Genomic DNA, 26,891 nt, shown 5'->3' on the forward strand with positions numbered 1-26,891 from the left:
ATTTTTGCGTAAACATATTCATGAAAAGACTCCTTTTTTTATTCGTTATCGGTTTCCTGTTGCAGTCCTGTGCAAGAGTGGGTTCGCCTATCGGCGGGTCGAAAGATACGCTGGCTCCGAAGTTTTTAAGCTCAAATATTGATACGGCAAGGGTAAATGTACCGACGGATATTAAGGAACTCCGCCTTGATTTTGATGAATATGTGACGCTGAAAGATGTCAGCAAAAACCTGATCATTTCTCCGCCGATCAAAAACATCACCCGGATTATCCCTTCCAATATTGCCAATAAGTTTATCCTGATCCAGTGGAAAGATACGTTGCAGGCCAATACGACCTACAATTTCAATTTTGGGAATTCCATTGGCGATAACAACGAGGGAAATATTCTGCGGTACTTTAATTTTGCCTTTTCCACTGGAAGTAAGCTGGATGATCTGTACATCAGCGGTGATATAAAAGACGCTTTGTCGACCAAGAAACCGGGAGAAAACAAATATGTTGTGGGATTGTATCAGGTAAAGGATACGATGAATTACAAGCAGAAGCCTTATTATATTACCAAGGTGGATGACGACGGCTATTTTGAACTGAATTACCTGTCACCGGGAAAATACAGGATTATTGCTTTTGAAGATGAAAACGGGAACTCCATCTACGATCCCGGGAAAGAAAAAGTAGGATTTCAGAAAGACCCAGTTGTGGTAGAAAAGTCAATCTCAGGGCTGAATCTTAAACTATACCCATCCAGAAGGCCGGTAAAATACCTTGAGATGAAGGAAGCCCCGGGTGGCGTACTGATGGCATTTGAAGGCAAGCCGGAAGACATAAAGGTTCAGCCGTTGAATGAAAAAATAAAAGACTATAAAGTAACGCACGCTCCGAAATCCGATACGGTAAGAATCTGGTTTGATGCGGTGAAAAGCGACGTGGGTCAGACGGCTACGGAAAACCTGAAATTCGGCTATAACGCCGGGGCAGGGAAAAAAGATTCCCTGTATAATGCCTCGCTGTTTTATAAGTACAATGCCAAAAATGCAATGGATATCAACAGCGATAACGGGGGAAGCCTGCTTCCGCCGGGAGAAGAATTTAAGATGGTATCCAATTATTACATCGATAAGATCAATACGGATAAATGGATTTTCAGGGCGGCGGGCGACAGTTTGAGTACCCTTCCGTTCACAGCAAGGATCTCAGAAAAAAATCCGTATCAGATTCTGGTAAAGGCAGATTTAGTGGCGGGTAAAAAATACCAGCTTACCGTTCCGAAAGAAACCGTTTCTTCGTTCTATGCTAAAAATTTCCAGTCGAAGCGCTTTGATTTTGAAGCGGATAAGGTTGAAAATTACGGAAGCCTGAAATTCATTTTGCAGAATGCACCTGCTTCCGGCTACTGGATTCAGCTGTTGGATACTTCCGATAAGGTGCTTTACCAGAAATATACGAAAGGAAGCGAGGTGAAATTCGATATCCTGAAACCGGGAGAATATATTGTAAGAATTCTGGTAGACAACAACGGCAACGGCTATTGGGATGAAGCGGATTTCCAGAATGATGCTTTTGCGGAAGATTCTTATATTTATTATAAAACGGCAGTGGTAAGGCCGCTTTGGGACAGTAATGAAAATTGGGATCTGAAAGATACCCGTGTTCTTGATACGTCAAAATTAAGTTTCCCGAAAACCAATACCAGTACCGCCACGCCGCAAGATACCCAGAAACCGGATGTAAGAAGCAACAATACCCTGCTTTCGCCTACCGGATCAAAGCAGCTCACAAGATAATATGAAAATGTTTAAAAAAATCCTGTTCTGGAGCCTGATCGGGTTTGCAATGATTCAGTTTGTCCCGACAGATAAGGTGAATCCGCCGGTTGACCTTAAAGTGAACTTTATCGACGTCCGGAAAACGCCCGCAAAGATTCAGGGATTGCTGAAGGGAGCCTGCTATGATTGTCATTCCAATGAAACCGTCTATCCCAAATATGCTCATATCGCACCGATTTCATGGTCAGTAAAAAGCCACGTGAACGAAGGCCGGGAACACCTTAATTTATCCGTTTGGGGAACATATAACAAAGACCTGAAGGAAAGCATGCTGAAAAAAGCGGTCCAGACGATTCAGAATAAAACGATGCCAATGCCGGGATATATCGTTTACCATGAAGAAGCAAATCTGTCGGATGCGGAGAGGGCTTTGCTCGTAAAGTATTTCGATGAAATACTGAAATCCGGATCGTATTAAAATAATGTGAATTCGAAGCAGAACTCGGTTAACAGGCTGGAAGAGGGAAGCCGGATGCTGAAGGTTTCTCTTGTCGGAATATAATTAAAGGAATTGATAATCAAACGAAGCCGCTATCCGTTCTATCAAAAGTCATTCTGTTTAACCCCTGACTTAACAGTCTTATTTTTATTTTTTTAGTTAAATAAACAAGTGAATATAAGTTGAGGATGTCCGGATTTGCTTTGTTTTAAAGTCCCGAAGGGACGGCTTTCTACAGGATAGGATAAAATCCTGTCAGAAGCATTATAACGAAATCAGCTAATAAACCGGGATGTCGGAATTTCCTTTCGTCAGGAACAAAATTGTTTGTCATTCTATCGAAGGGAATTCTATTTAAAATCCTGACTGAATAGCTTTAATTTTATTTTTTAATTAAGTAGGGTTTTGATTACAAGTTGAATATGATTGGATTTACGTTAAATAAAAATCCTCCGCAGATTCATCATCTGCGGAGGATTATATTTTGAAAGAATATCATCAAATCTTCTTCAGGTAGCTTTCAAAAAACTTTTTCTGAGAATCAAAGGCCAGGTCTTCCAGCTGAAGTTTTTGCAAAGGGATCCAGATCGCTTCCGAAATTTCAGAAAGCTCCAGATTTACTTCAAATTTTTCCGGAACGTTATATTCATAAAAAAGATCGATGGTATTATAATCGATTTCTTTATACTGGTACACATTCGGAAGGCTGGTCAGATATTTTAAATTTGAAACATCCACATCAAGCTGCAGCTCCTCAAAAAGTTCCCTTTTACAGGTTTCTTCGGCACTTTCCCGTGGATCCACAAAACCTCCGGCAAGATCCAGTTTCCCTTTTTTCGGGTCCCTGTTTCTCCGGGTCAGGTAAATTTCATCTTCATGGCGGATCACCACGGCTACCGCACCGGCCACATTGTTGTACAGCGTAAAATTACAGTTGGGACAGCTCCATTTTTTCTCGCCGTCCCAATTGAGGGATTCTTTACCGCAACTTGGGCAGTATTTTAATATTTTCATTGCGCAATTTTAGCATTTCTCGGATGGTACGTGAGAATTACATCACGAAGTTCTTCCGTTTTCAGGTGGGTATATACCTGGGTTGTGGTAATGCTGGAATGGCCGAGCATTTCCTGGATGAACCGGAGATCGGCACCGTTCTGAAGCAGATGAGTAGCAAAAGAATGGCGGAAAGTATGCGGCGAAATTTTCTTGCTTACGCCGGCTTTGTCAGTCAGTTCCTTGATGATTAAAAATACGATCACCCTGGACATCGAGGTTCCGCGGCTGTTCAGGAACAAGGTGTCTTCATGCTTCCTGTTGACCTTGCTTTTGGAACGGATATCTTTGATGTAGCATTTTATCAGTTCTGCCGTATAATCGGCCAGCGGAACAAAACGTACTTTATTTCCTTTCCCGACTACTTTAATGTACTGTTCTCTAAAATTGATGTTGGAAATTTTGAGGTCGATAAGTTCCGAAACCCGGAGCCCACAGCCGTACAGCACTTCGATGATGCACTGGTTTCTCTTGCCCAGGTCCGTATTTACTTCTATGGCACCGATAATTTTGTTGATATCGGTAAGACTTAGCGTATCCGGCAGATAAAGGCCGAGTTTAGGGCCTTCCAGCAGGGAGGCCGGGTTGTCTTCGCGACATTCGTCTTCCAGTAAAAATTTGAAAAATGCTTTGATGGAAGAGATCCACCTTGCTTGCGACCTTTCGCTGAACTTCTGTTTGGAAAGGTTGAAGATGTATTCCTGCAGATTTTCATAATCGATAGAATCCGGACCGATATTTTCCAGATCTTCTTCTGCGTACTCTTTTAATTTCTTGATGTCCCGGATGTAGGCATCTAATGTGTTTTCTGAAAAGTTTCTTTCAAAACGTAGGAAGATTTCAAAATCCTTAATTTTTTCATCCCAAGTCATTGTTGTGTTATTTTTTTAGTTCATAATCCGAAATTTGCTCTATTTCAATCTGATGGTTTCTTAAAAATGATATTCCGTCGTCGTCCGAGTACTCGTTGATATAGACCAGCCGCGCAATCCCGGCCTGTAAAATCAGCTTGCTGCATTCTTTGCACGGAGAAAGCGTTAGATACAGGGTGGCGCCTTCTGCCGACTGCGTAGAGGCGGCCAGCTTTAAAATAGCATTCGCTTCGGCATGCAGTACATACCAGTGCGTCCTTCCTTCATTATCCTCACAGCAGTTCTCAAATCCTGAAGGCGTACCATTATAACCATCTGAAATAATCATCCTATCTTTTACGATAAGAGCCCCTACCTGCTTTCGTTTACAGTAGGAAAGTTTTGCCCATTCCTGGGCCATTTTTAGATAAGCTTTATCAAACTTATTCATACAGCAGCATTGTTGGTTTTCGAAATAATTTGTATTAAGGGTAAAAATCAGAAGCTTGGTTTTCTTTTTTCCAGAAACGCCGAAACTCCTTCTTTTTTATCGTCCATTTCAAAAAGCTCTCCGAAATAGCTGATTTCGGTTTCAAAGCCTTTATCCGTATCCGAAAGGTTGATTGCATGAATTGCTTTTGAAATTGCCATGGGTGAATTGTTGGCAATGGTCTGGGCCAATTCTTTTGCTTTTGTTAATAATTCTTCAATAGGGTAGACCTCATTTACCAGTCCGGTTTCCTTTGCTTTTGCCGCAGGAACCATTTTGGCAGAGAAGATCATTTCATTGGCAATACCTTTTCCTACTAGCTTCGGCAACCGCTGGGTTCCTCCGTATCCGGGAATCAGTCCCAGCGTAACTTCAGGAAGCCCGAGTTTTGCATTTTCCGATGCATATCTGATATGGCATGCCATGGCAAGCTCTAGACCGCCACCTAATGCAAAACCGTTTACGGCTGCAATTACAGGCTTGGTCATATTTTCGATTTTGTTAAATAAAGAGTTTTGTCCGTTCCGGGCCAGTTCTTCTGCCTGATCCTGGCCGAAATCACTGAATTCTTTAATATCTGCGCCGGCGACAAAAGATTTTTCGCCGCTTCCGGTAAGGATAATTACCCGGCAGATAGTATCGGAATCCAATTCGTCCAGAGCCGAACTAAGTTCACTGATTGTTTTGGCATTCAGTGCATTTAAGCTTTCAGGTCTGTTTATCGTAATGATAGAAATTCTATCTTCTTTTTGCAATAATATATTTTCGTAACTCATTTTCCACTAATAAAATATTATTCGGCGCAAATTATGAAATTTTTTACAAAAAAAAGGAAAAAGTATTGATCTTTTTTCCTTTTAAATAAAATTATATGTTAACTTCTTATTTGGTATGGTTCATCATATTCGCGTCAATAACAACATTGAGCTGGGATGCTACTTTCATGCCAAGCTCAATGTTGGCCCTGAAGAAATGACACAGCTGACGGTTAATGATTTCTTCTCTTTTCGGTCCGGTAATCTGTTTCATACTTCCGACAATATTGTTCACAAGGTTATGACGTTCTTCAGGAGCCATGGCTTTTGAATATAATAGTCCCGGCTGGGTATAATGGTCATCATCGTTTTCGTTCCTGTTGTAGTTGGCCACATGGGCACTGTCCAGTTCGTATTCGTAGTTCTTGTAAGCGTAATCCGGTTTGATGTCATCAAAGCTGTTCGGATGGTAGTTCGGTTTATCCTGATAGTGACTGGAATCTGCCATAAATCCATCTCTCTGATAATTGTTTACAGCAAAAGGGCAGCGGTTTACTTCCAGCTGATGGGCATTTACCCCTACTCTGTACCGGTGGGCATCCGGATAGGAAAATAATCTGCTCTGAAGCATCTTGTCGGGCGAAAAACTGATGCCGTTGATTAAATGGCTTGGCGAGAAAACAGATTGTTCCACGTGGGCAAAGTAATTCACGGGTATTTCGTTCAGTTCCATTTCGCCTACTTCAATCATCGGGAAATCATCGTGGAACCATACCTTGGTAATGTCAAAAGGATTCCATCTGAAATCCCTGGCCTGCTCTTCGGTCATGACCTGGATATACATGGTCCATTTCGGGAAATTTCCTTCTTCAATGGCATTGCAAAGGTCTTCCTGCGCAAAATCCGGATTTTCACCGGCCATTTTTACCGCTTCATCATTGGTGAAGTTTTTAATACCCTGTTTCGTTACAAAATGGAACTTTACCCAGATCCTTTCATTCTTATCATTAATCATGGAATAAGTATGCGATCCGAAACCATGCATGTGTCTGTAACCGTAAGGGGTTCCCCGATCGGACATCAGAATGAGTACCTGATGCAAAGATTCCGGGTTCAGGCTCCAGAAATCCCACATCATTGTAGCGCTTTTCAGGTTGGTTTTCGGAAGCCTTTTCTGGGTGTGGATAAAATCAGGGAATTTCTTGCCGTCTTTAACGAAGAATACAGGCGTGTTGTTTCCTACAAGGTCCCAGTTTCCGTCTTCAGTATAAAATTTCAGCGCAAAACCTCTCGGATCCCTTGCCGTGTCTGCACTTCCTTTTTCTCCGCCCACGGTAGAGAAACGGGCAAACATCCTGCATGAGTTTCCGACCTTTGAAAATAATTTTGCTTTGGTATATTGAGTAATATCGTGAGTAACCGTAAATGTTCCGTAAGCGCCTGTTCCTTTGGCATGAACAATTCTTTCCGGGATTCTCTCCCGTACAAAATGCGCCAGGTTTTCCTGTAAAATAAAATCCTGCATCAATACCGGCCCTCTCGGACCTACGGTTTGCGAATCCTGGTGCTCGTAATAGGGCGAACCGTTGCTTGAAGTTAATTTTTTAGAATCCATAATAGTTGTAATTTGTATAAAATAATTTTCGGAGTGGTATTTGATGATGTAAAGGTACTAATAATCAAAATTACTTGAATTTTTAATTGTCAATAGCAAAAACATTTTATCTTTGTAATAGATAATATTAATCAGATGAATATTCAGCAACTGGAGTATCTTATCGCTGTGGATAAGTACAAGCATTTTGGTAAAGCAGCTCAGGCATGCTTCATTACCCAGCCTACGTTAAGCGCTATGATACAGAAATTCGAAGATGAGCTGGATGTAAAGGTTTTTGACCGTACCACGCACCCGATCCGGACCACGGATGTAGGACTTCAGATCATCGATCAGGCCAAGGTAATTATAGAATCTGTCAATGAACTGAAGAACAAAGCCAACCTTCTGAATAATATTCTGGGCGGTACCATCAATATCGGAATTATCCCTACAGTCTCTTCATTTATTTTACCGACTGAGATCTTCAAGTTTCTGAAAGACAATCCGAAGATCCAGATGAATGTAAAGGAGATGACAACCGATAATATTATCAAATCTTTAAAAGCAGGGGAGCTGGATGCCGGAATCATCTCAACGCCTTATGATGCAGCAGATGAATTTTATCAGGATTTCCTGTTTAATGAAGAGCTGATGATCTACAGTTCAGAAACGGAAAACAATAAAAAAAATTCTTATGTAGTCCCTGAAGAACTGAATGTAGAAAAGGTATGGCTGCTGGAAGAAGGAAATTGTCTGAGAAATCAGTTTGAAAACATCTGCCATCTGAAAGAAAATACCTTAAAGCCGAAAAACCTTGACTTCCTGGCGTCCAATATTCAGACTTTGGTGCATATGGTAGATAAAGTAGGCGGGATCAGCATTTTGCCGGAACTTGCCCTGAACCAGCTTTCCGAACAGCAGAAAAAGAATGTATACCGGTTCAAGAAGCCTTTTCCATACCGGGAAATCAGCATTATTTATTACAAACCAACCTTCAAGCAGAAAATTATTGACGAATTATCGCATTCGATCCGTACTTCCTTGGAGAAAAAACTGAATTACAACGAAAGCCCGAAAGAATTCGTAAGCATAAAACCCCAATAGTTTTTTTATCGTTAATGGTTCTTAAACCGTTAATTTCAAGAAAATTATAATTAGCAGGCAAAAATTTTGAGTATTAAAAAATAGTACTTAAATTTGCCAACGTTTACGGACGAGGAAAAATTTGACCTGATTGCAACCTCTATAAAAAAATGCTAAAACAGTATTCTTTTTTAGGCCTTTAGACAATTATTCTTATTTTCCTCGTAAATTTTAATCTCAAACAACAGAATAACATGTCTTATTTATTTACATCTGAATCCGTTTCAGAAGGACATCCGGACAAAATTGCCGATCAGATATCCGATGCATTAATCGATCACTTTTTAGCATACGATAAATCTTCAAAAGTAGCTTGTGAAACACTTGTAACGACAGGGCAGGTGGTTCTGGCAGGAGAAGTGAAGTCCGATGCCTATCTTGATGTTCAGACCATTGCAAGGGAAGTCATCAACGGAATCGGTTATACCAAAGGGGAATATATGTTCAACGGGGATTCCTGCGGGGTTATTTCTGCGATCCATGAACAGTCTCCGGATATCAACCAGGGTGTGGACAGAGCGGTTTCTGATGAGTCTTTTGAAGCAAAAGCCAATGCTCAGGGAGCCGGTGACCAGGGAATGATGTTCGGGTATGCTACCAATGAAACGGCTAATTATATGCCTTTGGCACTGGATCTGGCCCATACTATTCTTAAGGAGCTTTCTGCCATCAGAAGAGAAGATACGGAGATCAGCTACCTTCGTCCTGATGCAAAAAGCCAGGTGACAATCGAATATTCTGATGACCATAAGCCTATCCGAATCGATTCTATCGTAGTTTCTACACAGCATGACGATTTCGGGGCAGAAGAAGAAATGCTGAACAAAATCAGGGAAGATATTAAAAATATCCTGATCCCGAGAGTAGTGGCTTTACAGCCTGAAGAAATCAAAGCTTTGTTCAACGATCAGATCAAATATCACATCAATCCTACAGGGAAATTCGTTATCGGAGGGCCTCACGGGGATACCGGTCTTACGGGTAGAAAAATCATCGTGGATACCTACGGTGGAAAGGGGGCTCACGGAGGCGGTGCTTTCTCAGGAAAAGACCCATCCAAAGTAGACCGAAGCGCGGCTTATGCAACAAGACATATTGCTAAAAATCTTGTGGCTGCAGGTGTTGCTGACGAAGTTCTGGTGCAGGTTTCTTACGCAATTGGGGTAGCAGAACCTTGCGGATTATACATCAATACGTACGGAACAGCAAAAGTGGATCTGAATGACGGGGAAATCGCTAAGAAAGTTTCTACGATTTTCGATTTGAGACCTTATGCGATCGAGCAGAACTTAAAGCTGAGAAACCCGATTTATCAGGATACCGCTTCTTACGGACATATGGGAAGAGAAAGCTATACCGCAAGCAAAACCTTTAACAAAGGGCATAAAAATGAGCTTACCCTGGAGAACCTTGAATTCTTTACCTGGGAGAAATTAGACAAAGTAGACGAAATTAAAGCCGCTTTCGGAATTTAATTTTTAAAACTGATATAATAAATGGCTGCTTTATCTTTACGGTAAGGCAGTTTTTTTTATTTTTACATAGAATAATAATTAAAAAATGATGAACGCCAGATCTGCCATTGCAATCTTATCCGTATTTTTTCTGAGTACCTTTGCCAAAGCACAGCTTACCGTACATAAAATGATCAATGTCGGCTATACCTATCAGAACCAAAGCTTCGGAGAAGTGGGGGGAAAGCTGCTTTTCCTAAAAAATGATGATGTGATTTACCGTTTGGGTGCTTCGGCACTGATGGGATCCGTGCATTCTCAATTTGCCATCATGCCGAAAGTTTCTGCCGATGTCCTGATGAATTTTGAAAGAAACGTCGATTTCTATCATTCTTATTATTTCCTGGTTGGTGCTGAGGGAACCAATAAATATATCGCTCCGAAGATCGGTGTTTCACTTTTCGGGATCCTGGATCTTACCGGCGGGTATGCTTTTCCGGTAGGAAACAGCGGAATCCACGGTAAAGAACTGAGGGGTCTGAATGTTAATTTTACACTAAATATCCCTACTGTATTCATTCACGATATGTTTAAGTGATTTTTTTTAAATTTTTCTTGTAAAAAGTTAATAAATAGTTAACAGTTATTAAAAATTTATTATATTTACAACATAGAAAAATTGTATCCGCCTATTGATTATACTTTACTCTGAAGAATTGTTTTGTATTTACAGCTGAAGCCAGATGAAATATCTGGAAAATTATCTTTGGCAAGTATATTTATTGAGAAGAAGTTATGAAATCAAAATCGGATAGTTTACTAATTTCCCTTTACCAGAAAGGAGACGAAGCGGCGCTGTCTACCCTTATTCACCGCCATCAGAGAGAACTGTTTACATTCATTTTTTACAAAATTAATGATGAAGATTTGGCAAACGATGTATTTCAGGATACATTCATGAAGATTATCGTGATGCTGAAGGAAGGACGTTACAACGAGGAAGGTAAATTCATTCTTTGGGCTAAAAGAATTGCCCACAATCTTATTATCGACCATTTCAGAGCAAAAGCAAAAAATATCAAGGTTTCCGAAACGACTTTCGAAACTGATGAATATTCTATTTTTGATCTGCTGAAAGAACCTTCTGAGAATATAGAAGACCAGCTGGTGACCAATCAGATCCAGGAAGACCTGTTGAGGATGCTTCAGTTTCTGCCAAAGAACCAGCAGGAAGTAATTAAACTTAGGTTTTTCGACGGGCTGAGCTTTAAAGAAATAGCAGACCATACGGACATGAGTATCAATACCACGTTGGGACGAGTACGGTATGCACTGATTAACCTGAGAAAAATCATGGATGAAAATCATATTATCTTGACCCGATAGATAATAATTTCGGAATATTCTCGTTTTAAGGAAAACATTAGTCGCCTATGAGAAAAAATGATTCCTTAAAAGTGAAAGCTTTGAAACCTAAGAAACAAACCATTGAGTTTTTGCTCAGCTTTTCAAAGAGTGTCGAGGTTGTGAAAACCCCGGGCAAGAATTATCCGATTTCCAAAAATTAAAATTATTAATTTTGTGCTGTATGAAAATTCAGCACATTTTTTTTGATCTCGACAATACGCTCTGGGATCATCGCCGGAACGCTTATCTTACCATCAGAGAACTTTTTGAAAAAGAAGAGATCGGCTTGAAATACAGCATTGATTTTAATGAATTCCATTCGGCCTATCACGAAATCAATGAGAAGCTTTGGGAGGACATCCGGGACGGGATCATCAATAAGGAGTATCTGAGGAAGCACCGTTTTTACGATACGTTCAGACGCTTTGATGTGGATGATGAAGTACTTTCTATGTATTTCGAGGAACATTTTCTGGATAAAATCCTCAACCATAATGAACTTGTAGAAGGAGCAGAATATATTTTGGAATATCTTAAAACCAGGCATTACACGTTACACATCATTTCCAATGGTTTCAAAGAAGTAACGGAGCGGAAATGTATTTTATCTAAAATCGATGCCTATTTCCAGACCATTACCAGTGCGGATACCGTCGGCGTAAGAAAGCCGCGTCCGGAAATTTTCGAATATTCCTTAAATCTTGCCGGAGCTCAAAAAGAAAACAGTATCTTAATTGGTGACGACTGGATTGCCGATGTTGTCGGAGCCCAACGTTTCGGGATGGACGTTATTTTTTTTGATGTCCTGAATGAAAGCAAAGAAGAAGACGGGCTAAAAGTGATTAAGCATCTTTTGCAGATTAAAGAATATTTATAAAAATTTCGGCGGTCCGTTTTAAACGAGACCGCCAAAATAATATCTTCAAGTGTAGGGTATTAAAGCCCCAGGCTTTGCCTCACTTTCTTTATCGTTTCCGTAGCAATCACTCTCGTTTTTGCCGCTCCTTCCTGAAGCCTGGCTTCCAGTTCGTTCAGATTGTTCATGTAATACGAGAAGATTTCCCTTTCTTTCTCGAATCGTACCAGGATCAGCTCCAGCAATTCTTTTTTCGCATGGCCGTACCCAAAGTTTCCGGCTACATATTTGGCTCTTAAAGCTTCGGTCTGTTCAGGCGTTGCTACCAGCTGATAGATTGCAAATACTTTATCAGTATCAGGATCTTTCGGCTCTTCCAGGGATTTGGAGTCGGTTTCAATGCTCATGACCTGTTTTTTAAGCTCTTTTTCAGGCAGGAAGATATTGATGATGTTCCCTCTGGATTTAGACATTTTATGACCGTCTATTCCCGGAACATATTTGGTGTTTTCCTGAAGCTCGGATTGAGGCAGCACAAAAACTTCTCCCATCTGGTTGTTGAAACGGGAAGCCACATCACGGGCAATTTCCAGGTGCTGAAGCTGGTCTTTTCCTACAGGAACGATCTCCGCGTCGTACAATAAAATATCGGCAGCCATCAGGACCGGATAGGTAAACAATCCTGCATTCACATCCTGCAGCCGGTCTGCTTTATCTTTGAAAGAATGCGCTAACGTTAATCGCTGGTACGGGAAAAAACATGATAAATGCCAAGAAAGTTCACAGGTTTCAGGAATGTCGCTCTGTCTGTAAAAATAGGTTTTTTCGGTATCCAGCCCACAAGCAAGCCAAGCCGCAGCAATCTCGTAGGTATTCTGTTTCAGTTCTTTCGCGTCCTTAATCTGGGTAAGCGAATGAAGATTAGCGATAAATAAAAATGATTCGTTTCCTTCCTGCTTGGATAGCTCAATTGCAGGAATAATCGCACCCAGTAAATTCCCAAGGTGCGGGGTTCCGGTGGCTTGAATGCCGGTAAGAATTCTTGACATTGTTTAAAATTTATATTTAAAATTAATGAATTGCAAATTTAATTATTTCTTCAAAAGAGAAGGCAGTCTGGATTGAAGTTTAAATTTTATTAGAAGAAGTGTTGACTTTTATTTAGTCATATTAAGGAATCTGAATCTTTTTTCCTCCAAACTTCGGCTCTACGCCTGTCATAAGATCCAGATATGCTTTTGTTTTGGCGAGGTATTCCCGGACATTGGTTTTAAAACCTGCATATTTGTTGACGTCCGGAGCATTATAGCCGTAAGCCTCCATCCCATGTTCACGGGCGAGGAATACAGCCCTTTCGTTATGGAATTTCTGCGAGATAATGATCAGCTTATTCTGTCCGAAAATTTCCTTTGCCCTCACCACGGAATCCAGGGTCCGGAATCCGGCAAAATCGAGAAATATTCTGTTTTCGGGAACTTCGTATCTGATCAGTGCCTGCTGCATATCTTCCGGCTCGTTATAGTCTTTCCGGCTGTTGTCTCCGCTTACAATAAGATACTGGATTTTCCCGCTTTTGAACAGGTCGGCAGCAGCGCGGATCCGGTGCAGGAAATAAGCATTGGGCTGGCCGTTATCCAGGTTTTTACTGGTGCCCAGCAGCAGGGCGGTTTTCGTATTGGGAAGGTCGGCAATCAGGTAAGAAATATAAGGGTCGCTATTTCTTTTCATGCTGTAATTGGCCCAGGCGATAAAAATAATTCCTGCAACCAAAAGAAGCAGGAAAATTTTAAGGATGTTTTTAATTAATTTTTTCATTGTGTATCAAAAACTTTAAAACTCCAGTCCGTTTGGAAAAGCTTTTTTTCTGAAAATCAATAAAAGGGCAGCGCCTACGGTAATTGCGGAATCGGCAACATTGAAAATATATTTGAAGAATTCAATGTGCTTTCCGCCGATCAGCGGCCAGCTTTCAGGGACATTCCAGTCGACAATCGGGAAGTGGAGCATATCCACCACGCAGCCCTTCATAAAGGTGGAATAGCCTTGTCCGAAAGGTACGAAGTGCGAAATACCGCCGTATCCGATCCACCGGCCTGTGCTTTCATCAAAAACCGTTCCGCTGTCGAAGATCATTCCATAGAACATTCCGTCGATTAAATTTCCGATGGCGCCTGCAAAGATCATGGCCATAGGAATCAGCAGGTAATTCGATTCGCCCCGCTGAAGCCATTTTTTGAATAAATAAACCATTCCTCCGATCAGGCAGATCCTTACGATCACCAGGAAATATTTACCGATAATTCCTCCGAAATGAAACCCATAAGCCATCCCCGGGTTTTCTACAAAAGTCTTGTTAAAAAATCCCTGAATAACGGGAATGCTTTCATTCAGCTCAAAATGCGTTTTTACATACATTTTGGAAGCCTGGTCGATGAGTAAAATAAGAAAGGTTACAAGTGCGATCTTCTTCATTACAGGCCTTTTGGTTTAGAAGGTTTTCCTATTTTCTCATTTTTCCGGTCAACGATCTTTTTGATCGTCTTCTCATTGTGGTGCGTGTTTTTCGTATGGAATTTCTCGAATTTGATGTTCATTTCCTTTAAAACGCTTTTCAGGGCGTTCAGTTCCATGGCATTCTTGGTGTGCACAATTATGGATTCCATTGTCTTGATATAAGTTTTCTATTTTCTGGAGAGTTCGTCGAGTCTTTTCCTGTCTTTTTCAGACAGGTCATTCACTCCGTTTTTGCCCATCTTGTCCAGCAGACGGTCGATTTCTTTTTCCCGGTCGCGTTTTTCGGAATTGAATTGGTCATCGATTGTATAATTTCGCTTTTCATCCGGAAAGAACCTGTTTTTGATCCGTTCCCTGTTGAAAAACGCCAGTACGGCAACAACAATAATTCCTAAAATCAATATTTCGCTCACGGGCCTATATTAAAAAATCAGGTTTATAAAGTATTCCTTAAAATACGATATAAACCCAATGTATTGTAGATAACCGGATGGTTATTTCTGCATATTTTTCGCTTCGATGCTTAAGGTAGCATGAGGAACGGCAAATAATCTTTCTTTAGGAATAAGCTTGCCGGTCACCCTGCAGATCCCGTAGGTCTTGTTTTCAATTCTGATCAGAGCGTTTTTCAGATCACGTAAGAATTTCTCCTGTCTGCCTGCCAAAATAGAATTCTGTTCCTTGCTCAACGTCTCAGCTCCTTCTTCAAATGCTTTGAAGGTAGGGGAAGTATCATCCGTACCATTATTCTGGTCGTTGATGAAGCTTTCTCTGATCAGTTGCAAATCCTTTTCTGCTTTCTCTATTTTTTCCCTGATAACTGCTTTAAACTCCTGTAAATCAGCATCGCTATATCTTACTCTTTCGTCTGACATAATCATTTTTCTCTTTTTTAATAAAATTATGAAATGGAAATTGAAAAACAATAACTATATGTTAATTTTTTTCAACATTTATCTTAAAATTAACCTCATCTATTTCGATTTCGTTAAAATTTGAAAGTGAAGATACAATTTCTATTTTATTTGACAAGACTTCCGAAGAAATATATTGTTCATTCTTCCTGATATCTTCAAGGAAGGGTGAGTTTTCCTCCAGGAAGATGGTAATTCTGTCCGTTAAATCAAAATTTTTCTCTTTTCGCAGGTTCTGGATTCTGTTGATGAATTCCCTCGCGATCCCTTCCGATTTTAATTCTTCTGTCAACGTCAAATCTAGTGCCACAGTTGTTTTCCCGTCTGAAGTTACCGTCCATCCCGGGATATCTTTAGTGGAAATTTCTACATCGTCCAGCGTAATTTCATATCCCTGGATCTCAAGCTTTCCTTCTTTTTCAAGCTGTGAAATCTGTTCCGCTTCAAGGCCGGCAATCGCTCCGCCTACCGTTTTCATGTCTTTCCCTAATTTAGGACCCAGTGCTTTGAAATTCGGTTTGATCTGTTTTACAATAAGATGCGAAGCTTCCTCGGCATTGATCAGCTGGAGTTCTTTTACGTTAACTTCCTGCTTGATCAGCTCTGCAACCGCCAGGATCTGTTCCTCCGTTTTCTTATCTAAAACCGGGATCAGTACTTTCTGCAATGGCTGACGTACTTTCACGGTTTCTTTCTTTCTCAAAGAGAAAACCATACTGGTGATGTTCTGTGCAAGATGGGTCTTTTCAACCAGATCCTGATCGATCAGGCTTTCATCCGCTATCGGAAAGTCGGTTAAATGGATAGATTCCGCTGCATCTTTTCCGGTTACTTTATTTAAATCCTGGTACAGTTGATCCATAAAGAACGGAGCAATCGGTGCAGATAGCTTGGCCACCGTTTCCAGGCAGGTATATAAAGTCTGGTAAGCGGAGATTTTATCTTCCGAATAATCGCCTTTCCAGAAACGTCTTCTGCACAGTCTTACATACCAGTTGCTCAGGTTGTCATTCACAAACGTATTGATGGCTCTGGCAACTCTCGTCGGTTCGTAATCTTCGTAGAAGGCTTTCACTTCTTTAATCAATAAATTCAGTTCCGATAAAATCCACCGGTCGATTTCCGGACGGTTTTCCACTTCTTTTTCAGAATAATTAAATCCGTCAACATTTGCATATAAAGCAAAGAAAGAATAGGTGTTGTATAAGGTTCCGAAGAATTTTCTTCTCACTTCGTCGATTCCTTCGATGTCAAATTTCAGGTTTTCCCAAGGGTTGGCGTTGGAGATCATGTACCAACGCGTCGCATCCGGTCCGTAAACGGCCAAGGTTTCAAACGGGTCTACGGCATTTCCTTTGGATTTAGACATCTTTAGTCCGTTCTTATCCAGAACAAGCCCGTTGCTCATTACGTTTTTATACGCTACCGAATCGAATACCGCTGTTCCGATCGCATGAAGCGTATAGAACCATCCGCGGGTCTGGTCAACCCCTTCCGCGATAAAATCAGCAGGGAAGGCCTTATTATTGTCGATCAGCTCTTTATTCTCAAAAGGATAGTGCAGCTGCGCATAAGGCATCGACCCCGAATCGAACCAAACGTCGATCAGATCGCTTTCACGCTTCATCGGCAATCCTGAATCCGAAACAAGGATAATCTTGTCAACGATATTTTTATGAAGATCAACCGACTCATAATTCTGTTCAGACATATTTCCGATAATGAAATCTTTAAACGGATTTTCTGCCATAAGTCCCGCCGCAACGGATTTTTCGATTTCATTGTACAATTCTTCTACGGAACCGATGATTTTCTCTTCCTGTCCGGAACCTGTTGAAGAATCCGTTCTCCAGATCGGCAACGGGATTCCCCAGTATCTTGAACGGGAAAGGTTCCAGTCGTTTACATTTTCCAGCCAGTTGGCAAAACGGCCTTCTCCGGTAGATTTCGGCTTCCAGTTGATTTCTTTATTTAAATCCACCAACCTTTCTTTTACGGCCGTCATTTTCACAAACCATGAATCCAGCGGGTAATACAATACCGGTTTGTCCGTTCTCCAGCAGTGCGGGTAGCTGTGGACATATTTTTCTACTTTGAAGGCTTTATTTTCCGTCTTCAGTAAAATCGCCAGCTCTACATCCCAGGATTTCTCCGGGGCAGTGCCTTCATCGTAGTATTCGTTTTTGATATATTTCCCGGAGAACAATTCAGGAACATTTTCCCCTTTGATAAATCTTCCCTGAAGATCTACCAGCGGAACCAGGTTGTCGTTTTCATCTTTTACCAGCATCGGCGGAACTTCAGGTTTAGCCATTTTGGCAACCCGTGCATCATCCGCACCGAAAGTCGGCGCCGTATGAACGATTCCCGTACCGTCTTCCGTGGTTACGAAGTCGCCTGAAATTACCCGGAAGGCATTCTCAGGATGATCATTCGGCGTAAACCATGGAACCAGCTGTTCGTACCGGGTTTCTACCAGTTTTTCTCCGGTGAATTCTTTTAAGATTTTAAATGGGATGATTTTATTTTCAGCGGAATAATTCGCAAAATCTTCATCTGTCCCTTCAGTATATTTTTTACCGAAAACTTTGGGCAGCAATACGCGGGATAAAACAACGTTTACCGGCTCAAAAGTATATTGGTTGAATGTTTTTACCAGGACATATTCAATATCTCTTCCTACGGTAAGAGCCGTGTTGGAAGGAAGCGTCCATGGAGTTGTCGTCCATGCCAGAATGTGTACGTCGCCGTCTACATCATTGAATAGTTCGGAAGATTCTTTTTTTACCTTGAACTGGGCCACCACTGTGGTATCTGAAACATCGTGGTACGTTCCCGGCATATTCAGTTCCGCCGAAGAAAGTCCGGTTCCGGCTTTCGGAGAGTACGGCTGAATCGTATATCCTTTGTACAATAATTCTTTATCGTACAGTTGCTTCAACAGCCACCACACCGTCTCCATATATTTTGATTTGTACGTGATGTACGGATCCTCAAGATCTACCCAATATCCGATTTTTTCGGTCAGGTTGTTCCATACGTCCGTATAGCGCATGACCGCTTCGCGGCAGGCTTTGTTGTAATCTTCAATCGAAATTTTTTTGCCAATATCTTCTTTGGTGATTCCTAATTCCTTTTCCACACCAAGTTCTACCGGAAGTCCGTGGGTATCCCAACCCGCTTTACGGAACACCTGTTTTCCGTTCTGGGTCTGGTAACGACAGAAAATATCCTTTAATGCCCTGGCCATTACGTGGTGAATTCCGGGCATACCGTTTGCTGAAGGCGGACCTTCATAAAAAACAAACTCGGGCTGCCCCTCACGGATCTCAACACTTTTATTGAAGGTTTTATTCTGCTTCCAGAATTCCGAGATGTTCTCGGCGACGTCAATAAGGTTGAGGTTTTTGTATTCTTTAAATTGGCTCATTGTATTAGATCAATATCGTTGATTAATTAAGTTGGCAAATTTACTAAAATTTACCGGTTTATAATATATGTTTTATTTTGATATTTCCAATGAAAATGTTCTGTTTCAGAAAAATAAAGTGGAGTAAGTGGCCAATGATGAATGAGTGAATTTGTATTACTTCTTGTTGTGTTAATATACTACCTATCTGTTTCTTGCTCTGTTATTTTTTCTCTTTCAGATTTGAAATTAAATCTATAAAATTTACAGCTCAAAAAAATCAGCTATTTCTATATATCTATGAGGACCTTGTACATATAATAAATCTAAAGTATCCGCATCCGCATAAACTTAGAATGATTTTCCATAAATATCATCTGATAGACTTATAACAACAACATCTTTTACAGAATCATCTCTTAATAAGTCCTGCTCCTCATATCTTGAACATATTATTGATAGGGTAGGATCTTTTTTTATAAGTTCTTTCACTTTCTTTAGTGCGTCAGCTTCTTTTTTTTCTTTATCTATCATGGTCAATACTATTTTATAATTATTTTGCTTATATCTATTCATAGTTTTTTACAATCTTTTATTGCTTCATTAATGTTTTTTCGCTTAGTCTCATATCTTGTGGACTAAATCTACCTTTGCCAAATAAATCTATCCATTTATTTTGCTCTTCCAATATCTTATCATAAACGTATTTTTCTTTTATATAAGTACTTATTGCTCGGTCTTTTTCAGGGATTTTTCGTGTTAAGAGTAGTTTTCAAATTCTTGTAATTTTCTATTATTTGGTATTTCAATAATCTGTTCTCCTGTTAAGTATCGCTTTCTTCCTCTTAAATAATCCTCAAAATGCATGCATTCATGAAACATTTCTAAGTCTGTAACATCCTTTCTGATCCAAATAGTTGGAGGTATCTGTTCGGAAAGTAATCTTATTTTATCAAATATCAATATAAAATAACAAGAACCACCCGAAGGTGACTTTTCGTTATTGAAAATCGCTGAGTCTTGTCATAAATGGACAACTTTTGATTTAAAAAAAATTAAGAATATCTTCCTGCCTCGTATTCTTTAATATAATAATCAAGACTTCCCAAAGTGCCGAATTCTATGATCTTACCATTGTTATTTTTTACTAGGAAAGGAGCATTACCTAATAAAATATTGTATCTCTCATCTCTTGTTTCGTAATAGATTTTAAGAACGTATCTGAAATATATTCCATAATTCTTTTAACCATTGCTTCTTTAGGAGCTATTAGTTCTCCTATATTACCATCCAGGGTTTTTATATGGTGGCTGGCAATTTCTATTACTTCTTGTTCTGTTAACATGTTGATTTTTATTTAATCCGAAGTAAGTCTTGATATTAAATCTGATTAGGATCCCAAACACCATATGACGCGGGTTTCCATGTACCATTCTCATATCCTTTAATATAGTAATCAACATCCATAGCAGTACCAAATGGAATAACAATACCGGTATCATTTTTAATCAAAAAAGGCCCATTACCTGCCAATCGATGTTTCTTATAATCTTTAGCTCCATAAAAATAAATTCTTCCATAAGGTTTATCAATTATAATATCTTTGGGAATAATTAATTCTACGTTTATATTTTCAGATATCATTTTTACATATCTTTCCGCGATTTTATCTATTTCTTTTCTGTTTAATATCATTAGTATTCATATTGTGAAATGAAATTAAATTCATTGACTTTACAATTCAAAAAAGTCAGCTATTTCCATATATCTGTGAGACCTTGTATATATAATAAATCTAAAGTGTCCGCATTCGCATAAACATGGAATGATTTTCCATAAATATCATCTGATAGACTTACAACAACATCTTTTACAGAATCATCTCTTTAGTCATGGAAATTACCCTTATTTATCAAATAATAATATAATTTAGTGAAAAATAAAAAAGCCACCCAAAGGTGGCTGTGCATTATTCCAGGCTACTATTTGACCCTAAAATGTTAGTAAATCTTCCTGCTTCGTATTCTTGAATATAATATTCTTCAGATTTGCTGGTTCCAAATACGACAATGTTTCCTGTTTTGTTTTCTACCAAGAAAGGAGCATTCCCAAGTAAAGTATTATAATCATCATTTCTAGTGTCATTATATTTTTTGGTATTGTAGAAAAATATAATACCATAAGGCTTTTTTATTGCCTCATTATCTAAAATGACAAGATCTAATCCACTTTTCTCTTTTCTTTGTTTCACGTAATTTTTTGCGATTTCTATGACTTGTTGTTCTGTTAACATCATGATTTTTAATATAAGAGTAAATCTATTAATTTTGATTAGGATCTCAAACACCGTATGACGCAGGTTTCCATGTACCATCCTCATATCCTTTAATATAGTAATCAATATCCATAGCAGTAACCAAATGGAATAACAATGCCGGTATCATTTTTAACCATAAAAGGTCCATTTTCTGCCAATCGATGTTTCTTGTAATCTTTAGCATGGTAATAATAAATATTTCCATAAGATTTTTTAATTGTAAAGTCATTGTTCACCATTAACTCTACATTAATTTCTTTTTTTATTTGCTTTATATACTTATTTGCTATATCCAGCATTTGATTGTCTGTTAGCGATTGACTCAAATGGAAAAATTGTGATTTTAAAAAATTAAAAGTATTTTCCCGCTTCATATTCTTTAATATATTCATCCATACTTCTGGATGTTCCAAATTCTATCATTTTGCCAGTGCTCTTTTCTATTAAAAAAGGGGCATTTCCTAAAAGTTTTTCTTCCCAATTTTTAGTTTCCCAATATTTTTTTGAATGATATATAAAGTATATTCCATAATTTTTTTTGATCATTAATTCCTGTGGAAGAACAAGAGGTTCTCCGATTTTTGGTTCAAGGGTTGCTAAATAAGTATTAGCAACCTCTATTATTTCATTTTCTGATAACATCATATTAACTTTTTTCTATTGCTTATTCAGCTATTAAATAAATATCCTTTCACTTAGTCATGGAAAATTAATTTATTTTATCAAATATCAAATAACAAAAAACCACCTGAGGGTGGCTATAAGTTATTGAAAATCGCTGAGCCTCGGCATATCCGGCCATCTTCCTGCTTCGTATTCCTGAATATAGTAGTCAATGGATCTATTTGTCCCAAACACTATAATTTGACCAGTTTTACTTTCTACTAAGAATGGGGATTATCCTATTAGCTTGGTTTTTTCTATTTTTGTCTTCTATAAATTTTTTTGAGTTAAAATAAAATATTATTCCATTCTCTTTTTGAATTGAACGTTCCTCTGCAATAGTAAGTTCTATTTCCCATTTTTGACTTAGTTTTCTTATATAATCTTTTGCGATTGCGATAATTTTTATTTCTATTAGCATATGGATTTTTACAAATATTAAATCTGATTAGGATCCCAAACGCCATGAGTGCTAGGTTTCCATGTACCGTCTTCATATCCTGTTATATAATATTCTACATCATTAGAAGTTCCAAATTGAATGACTAAGCCAGTATCATTTTTTACGAGAAATGGCCCATTACCCGCTAAACGATATTTAGAGTCTTTTGGTCCATAAGAATAGATATTTCCATAAGGCTTAATTATTGTAAGTTGTTCAAAAATAATTAGTTCTATATTTATTTCTTCTTCGTTTAATTTTATGTATTTTTTTGCTATTTCTAGCATTTCTATTGCTGTTAACATAATTTTTTTAATTTATTTTTAAATATTCAAAATATTTATAATCTCCTATTTTAGCGATTGTTCCAAATTGCCCATCAATGAATTTTGTTCCATTTTTTTTAGTAATATTAAAAACATGCCCTTTTGGGTCTAATTTGTTTTTGTAACAATATACAATTCCTATTTCACCTTCAATCATATTTTTCTTAAGATCATCAATGGTTGTAGGAACGAAAGAACTATTATATATTTCTTCTAAGACATCAACATTTTGTCCTTTAGAGTGTAATGCAGCAGAAAAATTTCCGGTTTCTAAGTATTCTACTACTTTTTGAACTACATTAACACAATTAGAATCAGAAATCATCACAACCTCTCTATCAACTATATGATGATTAAAATAAGGTAATACATCATAAATATAATCAATTGCATTTTCAGCAGTGATTGTAGTTTCCTCAAGAACTTTTAGCCCAGCTTTAAATTCATCTGCGGTAAGGCTAATGCGTGGTATAGTATTCTCCGCCATCCCAGCAAGCCGGCTAAATTCTTCCTCAAGTTTGCCAATATCTCCTCCTGCTTTTCTATAGACATAATCTAAAAAAATATTGGTTCTTGCAGATGACTTTCCTTTGAAAAATAATTTTCCCTTATGAAGTACGCCTATCTCTTTCGCAGCATTCTCCACAAAAAGCACTCTCAGCTTTTCAAAATCAGCAGCATGCGTGGTGATGCTTTTTATACCATCCTTTGAAAGAACGCTTAATCCGTTTTTAGAATAATTTCTTAAAGGAAACGAATATAATGCATTTTTAAGTAACTTTTGTAAGCTTTCCTGTTGACGCGGATATCTGGATGTATATAGGACTTCTACGGTAACATCCAGTGCTTTTTCTGCCTTTGGCAACATGCTCGCCATGGCACTTGCTGTGCCTTGGGCTAAATAGATGTCATCCCATAACTCCAGAAGTTTTTTCCCCTTAGTGGTGAATTTAAGTTCATCTCTGAGCCGGGTCTCTATATAAAAATCTGAAAGGGCCACTCCGATGTCTGCATAAGCCGCATATAAAGGCAATCCCGAGACTCCGGATTCAATGGTTGCCAGACTGGCTGAAATTACCATGAGATCCGCGGCGACGCGGAGACACTTCAACGCATCTTCAGCAGCTTTTCTCTGAGCGATATGATAAAGAAATAAGGCCGGGACTTCAGTATCGGTTTCACGGGTCTGAACCTTACCGGTACGAAGTTTTTCCTTTTCATACACTTTCAAGTGCAACATATCCAGAGGTCTGAATTCTCCGTTTTCAATTTCATTTTCAGCTTCAATTTTCTCTGTTTTCAGATTAAATACTTTTACCGTATTGATCAGGGTGACGATATTATCCAGGTCTCCTTCCATCAAATATCCCGTAAGCTCACAATGTCTTTCTATCGTATCAGAATCCCTGCTGACGCCCAATGCGAAAAGAGAACCTCTCTGCAGAGGTTGGTGGGTATCATCCGTTGCATGTTGAGCCTGCATGAAAGCGGTAACATAGATGACAAAAAGCTCTTTGTTTTCAAACAACTGACCATGGGCAGCCTGATTAATACCTGAAATAATACCTTTTCCCATGTACACACTTTCTCCATCCAGAGAATGATAAATGTGAAGAATGAGCTTAGGGTCGTTTTTAATCTTTCGATAAACGAATTCCCCGGATATTGCCGTAAGGATACGGATTGCATACCGGCTCTTATCTCTGAACGGCTCTGCTGCCAGAGCAGCGGCTTTGCCTATTGAATCTACATTACGGATTAATTGGGAATCAAAATTTAAAAACTGTAAAAAATGATCCCATAACAGCTCGTCTGAAAGCTTCTTTGCTTTTCCTTTATAATCCACTCCGGTCAGGGCAAAATTTGGAAGCTGGTTATAAAAGAACATCAGGTCATCAATAGAGGTAAGTCCGTTTCCGGCCTCTTCAAAATGGGATATAAGTGCAACCTGTGCCTCCTGTCGATGGTACGGAAAAAGGTAAGTGATAGCCGCCATATAGTCTTCTGCATCACTCAGCCTGATTTGTATGGCATCAGGAGATTCTGAAGAATAATGAACAGTGGCTTCCGTCTCATTTATTACGGTTTTTGTGGCTTCCCGATGATAATTACGATAAGGGATGTTGATGGTGCATTCTATCTTTCTCTCCCGGATTCTGATCGCCGTATGATGGGTATATTTTCGGGGGTCAATATAACCCGGGCTTACATTCACCCAGACCTTTTTGTCAATACGTTCCAGAAAAGAGTTTTGAAATTGTTTTTCATCCAATTTAGGCTCCCGGATAATTAATTTCTCAATCATTTTAGCCTTTACTCTTACATTATCGATCTTTGCCGGAGGGATTTCTTTCAGATTTACTTTTTCTACTTCCTGAGAATAATTGATGAAATTTTTCTCCGCATCAAACAGGTAGGTGTTGAAATCTGTTGAAGAAGCGAGTAATGAGAAAATCTTTCTTTCATCCACCCACAGGTTGGTAAAAAAGGGTTCTATGGAATTGGTGGCAATTTTTTCTCCTCTCATATCGGCCCATATCTCCCGGGCGATCTTATCAAAATCGTCCATTCCTTTTAAAGTATTTTTAAAATTCATAGTCAGGTTTTTTCATGATTAATATTTTATGATGGTTTACTTAATGGTTTCAGATGAATAATGGTTTCAGCCACTATCTCAACCTTTCCGATGCAAAGATCAATGCCGGTAACGACAAAACTTGACGTATAAAAAATAATTTTTGAAAATCCAATAACAATATTTTAACCAGGAAGCCGGACTTTATTTTTAAGGTTCATTGTTCAATAGTCTTTTAATTTTAAATAAATTTGTCCTCTAAAAAATAAGAAGCCTTGGAATTTCATCCATCCATCGAAAAAGCATCCGTTCAGGAGATAAAAAAAGTGCAGGAGCAGAAGCTTCAGGAGCTGTTGGCGTATCTTGAAATGCATTCGCCTTTTTACCAAAGGGTATTCAAAGAAAACAGTATTCAGGTTGCCGACATTCGGACCCTGGAAGATCTGCAGAAAATCCCGGTGACAACGAAAAATAATATCCAGCAGAACAATGACGACTTCTTCTGCATCACGCCGGATAAAATCGTGGATTACAGTACCACTTCCGGTACTTTAGGGGATCCTGTAACGTTCGGGTTGTCCGATAATGACCTGGAGCGGCTGGCGTATAATGAAGCGATTTCCTTTGCCTGTGCCGGAATTCAAAAAGGCGATGTGGTGCAGATGATTACGACCATCGACAAAAGGTTTATGGCCGGGCTGGCTTACTTTTTAGGATTACGGAAAATGGGAGCCAGCGTCGTCCGGATGGGGCCGGGAATCCCGGAATTGCAATGGGATTCTATCTTCCGGTACAAACCGAAATACCTGATTACCGTTCCTTCCTTCCTATTGAAAATGATCGATTATGCCGAAAAACACGGAATCGATTACCGGAATTCCAGTGTGTACGGAGCGGTGTGTATCGGCGAAAGCATCAAGAACCAGGATTTCACGGATAATATCTTATCAAAAAAAATCAAAGAGAAATGGAATATCAAGCTTTTCTCAACCTATGCTTCCACCGAAATGAGTACGGCCTTTACGGAATGTGAACAGCAGATCGGAGGGCATCATCACCCAGAGCTGATCATCACGGAAATCCTTGATGATAACGAAAACCCGGTAAAAAAAGGAGAAAGCGGAGAATTGACCATTACCACTTTAGGAGTAGAAGCTCTGCCGTTACTGCGCTTTAAAACCGGCGACATCGTAAAAGCGTACTATGAGCCGTGCCCATGCGGAAGGAATACCATGAGGCTGGGACCAGTGCTCGGACGAAAACAGCAGATGATCAAATACAAAGGAACTACGCTCTATCCGCCGGCGATGAACGATATCCTGAACGATTTCAACAACATTCTGTGCTACCAGATCGTTATCCAGTCGAATGAAATAGGGTTGGACGAAATTATCATTAAAATAAGTACAGACAGCGGTTCCGAAACGTTTGTAAATGAAGTAAGAGATCATTTCCGGGCAAAATTAAGGGTAAGCCCGAAAATTGAAATTATCGATTTCGAGGTGTTGTCCAAAACCGTATTTCATCCGAACAGCAGGAAACCTATTACTTTCATTGACTTAAGAAACTGAGATTAACATTCTATCAATTAATGACACATGAAAAAATTAGCATTAGCCTTTTTGGTCTTCTTGACGGGCATGGCCTACGCACAAAAAATGAAAGTGATTTCCGGTAATTTTGATTTCCTAAAAGGACAGACTGCGCTGAATCTGAAGATGGATTACAGCCACATGACCTTTTATAAGGAAAATATGGATGAGGCAGCCTACATTGCCAAACAGGAAAGCGATATCCGGAAAGCCGGTAAAAGTCCGGATGAATTTGAAAAGTGGAAAAAAGACTAGAAATATTCCA

General features: G+C 39.2%; 30 protein-coding genes. 9 read left to right on the top strand and 21 right to left on the bottom strand.

Annotated elements, in window-relative coordinates; translation table 11 throughout:
* Nucleotides 1-20: 20 nt before the first annotated feature.
* Nucleotides 21-1,787, top strand: a complete 1,767-nt coding sequence (locus FY557_RS10890; RefSeq protein ID WP_149247283.1) for an Ig-like domain-containing protein — start codon at nt 21-23, stop codon at nt 1,785-1,787.
* 7 nt (nt 1,788-1,794) lie between these two features.
* On the top strand, nt 1,795-2,247 hold the full coding sequence (locus FY557_RS10895; RefSeq protein ID WP_317131783.1) for a heme-binding domain-containing protein: 453 nt from the start codon (nt 1,795-1,797) through the stop codon (nt 2,245-2,247).
* Between the two features lie 519 nt (nt 2,248-2,766).
* Here the strand turns inward: FY557_RS10895 and FY557_RS10900 are convergent.
* The 5 genes from FY557_RS10900 to FY557_RS10920 form a co-directional block, all read right to left on the bottom strand.
* Complete coding sequence (locus FY557_RS10900; RefSeq protein ID WP_149247285.1) at nt 2,767-3,282, bottom strand: NUDIX hydrolase; 516 nt, start codon at nt 3,280-3,282, stop codon at nt 2,767-2,769.
* Complete coding sequence (xerD, locus tag FY557_RS10905) at nt 3,279-4,193, bottom strand: site-specific tyrosine recombinase XerD (RefSeq protein WP_149247286.1); 915 nt, start codon at nt 4,191-4,193, stop codon at nt 3,279-3,281. The genes FY557_RS10900 and xerD overlap by 4 nt, the downstream gene beginning before the upstream one ends.
* 7 nt (nt 4,194-4,200) lie before the next feature.
* Entirely contained in the window at nt 4,201-4,623 is a 423-nt protein-coding gene (locus FY557_RS10910) for a deoxycytidylate deaminase (RefSeq protein ID WP_149247287.1), read from the bottom strand.
* A 47-nt stretch (nt 4,624-4,670) separates the two neighbouring features.
* Nucleotides 4,671-5,438: an enoyl-CoA hydratase-related protein gene (locus FY557_RS10915; protein ID WP_149247288.1), complete on the bottom strand. Its 768-nt coding sequence runs from the start codon at nt 5,436-5,438 to the stop codon at nt 4,671-4,673.
* Nucleotides 5,439-5,544: 106 nt separating this feature from the next.
* The gene (locus FY557_RS10920) at nt 5,545-7,032 is read right to left on the bottom strand and encodes a catalase (RefSeq protein WP_149247289.1); all 1,488 of its coding nucleotides are present in this window, start codon (nt 7,030-7,032) and stop codon (nt 5,545-5,547) included.
* Between the two features lie 135 nt (nt 7,033-7,167).
* On the opposite strand from FY557_RS10920, the gene FY557_RS10925 reads away from it, so the two are divergent.
* The 5 genes from FY557_RS10925 to FY557_RS10945 all read left to right on the top strand — a co-directional run bounded on the left by FY557_RS10925 (nt 7,168) and on the right by FY557_RS10945 (nt 11,895).
* The gene (locus FY557_RS10925) at nt 7,168-8,118 is read left to right on the top strand and encodes a LysR substrate-binding domain-containing protein (protein ID WP_149247290.1); all 951 of its coding nucleotides are present in this window, start codon (nt 7,168-7,170) and stop codon (nt 8,116-8,118) included.
* 233 nt (nt 8,119-8,351) lie between these two features.
* Nucleotides 8,352-9,632, top strand: coding sequence for a methionine adenosyltransferase (metK, locus tag FY557_RS10930; protein ID WP_149247291.1), 1,281 nt, complete (start codon nt 8,352-8,354; stop codon nt 9,630-9,632).
* An 85-nt stretch (nt 9,633-9,717) separates the two neighbouring features.
* Nucleotides 9,718-10,209, top strand: a complete 492-nt coding sequence (locus tag FY557_RS10935; protein WP_149247292.1) for a hypothetical protein — start codon at nt 9,718-9,720, stop codon at nt 10,207-10,209.
* Between the two features lie 197 nt (nt 10,210-10,406).
* Nucleotides 10,407-10,997, top strand: coding sequence for an RNA polymerase sigma factor (locus FY557_RS10940; protein WP_149247293.1), 591 nt, complete (start codon nt 10,407-10,409; stop codon nt 10,995-10,997).
* Between the two features lie 202 nt (nt 10,998-11,199).
* Nucleotides 11,200-11,895 (top strand): YjjG family noncanonical pyrimidine nucleotidase, encoded by a 696-nt coding sequence (locus tag FY557_RS10945; RefSeq protein WP_149247294.1) that lies wholly within the window; start codon nt 11,200-11,202, stop codon nt 11,893-11,895.
* 59 nt (nt 11,896-11,954) lie between these two features.
* Here FY557_RS10945 and trpS read toward each other — a convergent pair whose 3' ends face one another.
* The 16 genes from trpS to FY557_RS11025 form a co-directional block, all read right to left on the bottom strand.
* Complete coding sequence (trpS, locus tag FY557_RS10950) at nt 11,955-12,923, bottom strand: tryptophan--tRNA ligase (RefSeq protein ID WP_149247295.1); 969 nt, start codon at nt 12,921-12,923, stop codon at nt 11,955-11,957.
* 121 nt (nt 12,924-13,044) lie between these two features.
* Complete coding sequence (locus tag FY557_RS10955; protein ID WP_149247296.1) at nt 13,045-13,689, bottom strand: vancomycin high temperature exclusion protein; 645 nt, start codon at nt 13,687-13,689, stop codon at nt 13,045-13,047.
* 15 nt (nt 13,690-13,704) lie between these two features.
* Nucleotides 13,705-14,346: a lipoprotein signal peptidase gene (locus FY557_RS10960; protein WP_149247297.1), complete on the bottom strand. Its 642-nt coding sequence runs from the start codon at nt 14,344-14,346 to the stop codon at nt 13,705-13,707.
* Nucleotides 14,346-14,537 (bottom strand): DUF2683 family protein, encoded by a 192-nt coding sequence (locus tag FY557_RS10965; RefSeq protein ID WP_146940793.1) that lies wholly within the window; start codon nt 14,535-14,537, stop codon nt 14,346-14,348. Before FY557_RS10965 ends, FY557_RS10960 begins: the two co-directional genes overlap by 1 nt.
* An 18-nt stretch (nt 14,538-14,555) precedes the next feature.
* A complete protein-coding gene (locus FY557_RS10970; RefSeq protein ID WP_149247298.1) occupies nt 14,556-14,801 on the bottom strand; it encodes a DUF6576 domain-containing protein in 246 nt (81 codons plus the stop codon).
* Nucleotides 14,802-14,882: 81 nt separating this feature from the next.
* The gene (locus tag FY557_RS10975; protein WP_146940795.1) at nt 14,883-15,263 is read right to left on the bottom strand and encodes a TraR/DksA family transcriptional regulator; all 381 of its coding nucleotides are present in this window, start codon (nt 15,261-15,263) and stop codon (nt 14,883-14,885) included.
* A 61-nt stretch (nt 15,264-15,324) separates the two neighbouring features.
* On the bottom strand, nt 15,325-18,732 hold the full coding sequence (ileS, locus tag FY557_RS10980) for an isoleucine--tRNA ligase (protein ID WP_149247299.1): 3,408 nt from the start codon (nt 18,730-18,732) through the stop codon (nt 15,325-15,327).
* A gap of 330 nt (nt 18,733-19,062) precedes the next feature.
* The gene (locus FY557_RS10985; RefSeq protein WP_149247300.1) at nt 19,063-19,287 is read right to left on the bottom strand and encodes a hypothetical protein; all 225 of its coding nucleotides are present in this window, start codon (nt 19,285-19,287) and stop codon (nt 19,063-19,065) included.
* Between the two features lie 589 nt (nt 19,288-19,876).
* Complete coding sequence (locus tag FY557_RS10990) at nt 19,877-20,056, bottom strand: hypothetical protein (protein WP_149247301.1); 180 nt, start codon at nt 20,054-20,056, stop codon at nt 19,877-19,879.
* A gap of 35 nt (nt 20,057-20,091) precedes the next feature.
* Nucleotides 20,092-20,406 (bottom strand): hypothetical protein, encoded by a 315-nt coding sequence (locus FY557_RS10995; RefSeq protein ID WP_149247302.1) that lies wholly within the window; start codon nt 20,404-20,406, stop codon nt 20,092-20,094.
* Between the two features lie 274 nt (nt 20,407-20,680).
* Complete coding sequence (locus FY557_RS11000) at nt 20,681-21,007, bottom strand: hypothetical protein (RefSeq protein ID WP_149247303.1); 327 nt, start codon at nt 21,005-21,007, stop codon at nt 20,681-20,683.
* A 101-nt stretch (nt 21,008-21,108) separates the two neighbouring features.
* Nucleotides 21,109-21,441 (bottom strand): hypothetical protein, encoded by a 333-nt coding sequence (locus FY557_RS11005; protein WP_185151706.1) that lies wholly within the window; start codon nt 21,439-21,441, stop codon nt 21,109-21,111.
* The gene (locus tag FY557_RS11010; RefSeq protein ID WP_149247305.1) at nt 21,380-21,673 is read right to left on the bottom strand and encodes a hypothetical protein; all 294 of its coding nucleotides are present in this window, start codon (nt 21,671-21,673) and stop codon (nt 21,380-21,382) included. The genes FY557_RS11005 and FY557_RS11010 overlap by 62 nt, the downstream gene beginning before the upstream one ends.
* Before the next feature lie 229 nt (nt 21,674-21,902).
* Nucleotides 21,903-22,112 carry a hypothetical protein gene (locus tag FY557_RS11015; RefSeq protein ID WP_149247306.1) on the bottom strand — a complete coding sequence of 70 codons (210 nt, stop codon included), beginning with the start codon at nt 22,110-22,112 and terminating at the stop codon, nt 21,903-21,905.
* A 17-nt stretch (nt 22,113-22,129) separates the two neighbouring features.
* Nucleotides 22,130-22,438 carry a hypothetical protein gene (locus FY557_RS11020; RefSeq protein ID WP_149247307.1) on the bottom strand — a complete coding sequence of 103 codons (309 nt, stop codon included), beginning with the start codon at nt 22,436-22,438 and terminating at the stop codon, nt 22,130-22,132.
* Between the two features lie 7 nt (nt 22,439-22,445).
* The gene (locus FY557_RS11025) at nt 22,446-25,055 is read right to left on the bottom strand and encodes a hypothetical protein (protein ID WP_149247308.1); all 2,610 of its coding nucleotides are present in this window, start codon (nt 25,053-25,055) and stop codon (nt 22,446-22,448) included.
* Between the two features lie 254 nt (nt 25,056-25,309).
* On the opposite strand from FY557_RS11025, the gene FY557_RS11030 reads away from it, so the two are divergent.
* Complete coding sequence (locus tag FY557_RS11030) at nt 25,310-26,605, top strand: phenylacetate--CoA ligase family protein (protein ID WP_149247309.1); 1,296 nt, start codon at nt 25,310-25,312, stop codon at nt 26,603-26,605.
* Between the two features lie 27 nt (nt 26,606-26,632).
* Entirely contained in the window at nt 26,633-26,881 is a 249-nt protein-coding gene (locus FY557_RS11035) for a hypothetical protein (protein WP_149247310.1), read from the top strand.
* Nucleotides 26,882-26,891 lie beyond the last annotated feature (10 nt).

This window comes from Chryseobacterium sp. SN22 (genome assembly GCF_008329705.1).
Taxonomy (GTDB): domain Bacteria; phylum Bacteroidota; class Bacteroidia; order Flavobacteriales; family Weeksellaceae; genus Chryseobacterium.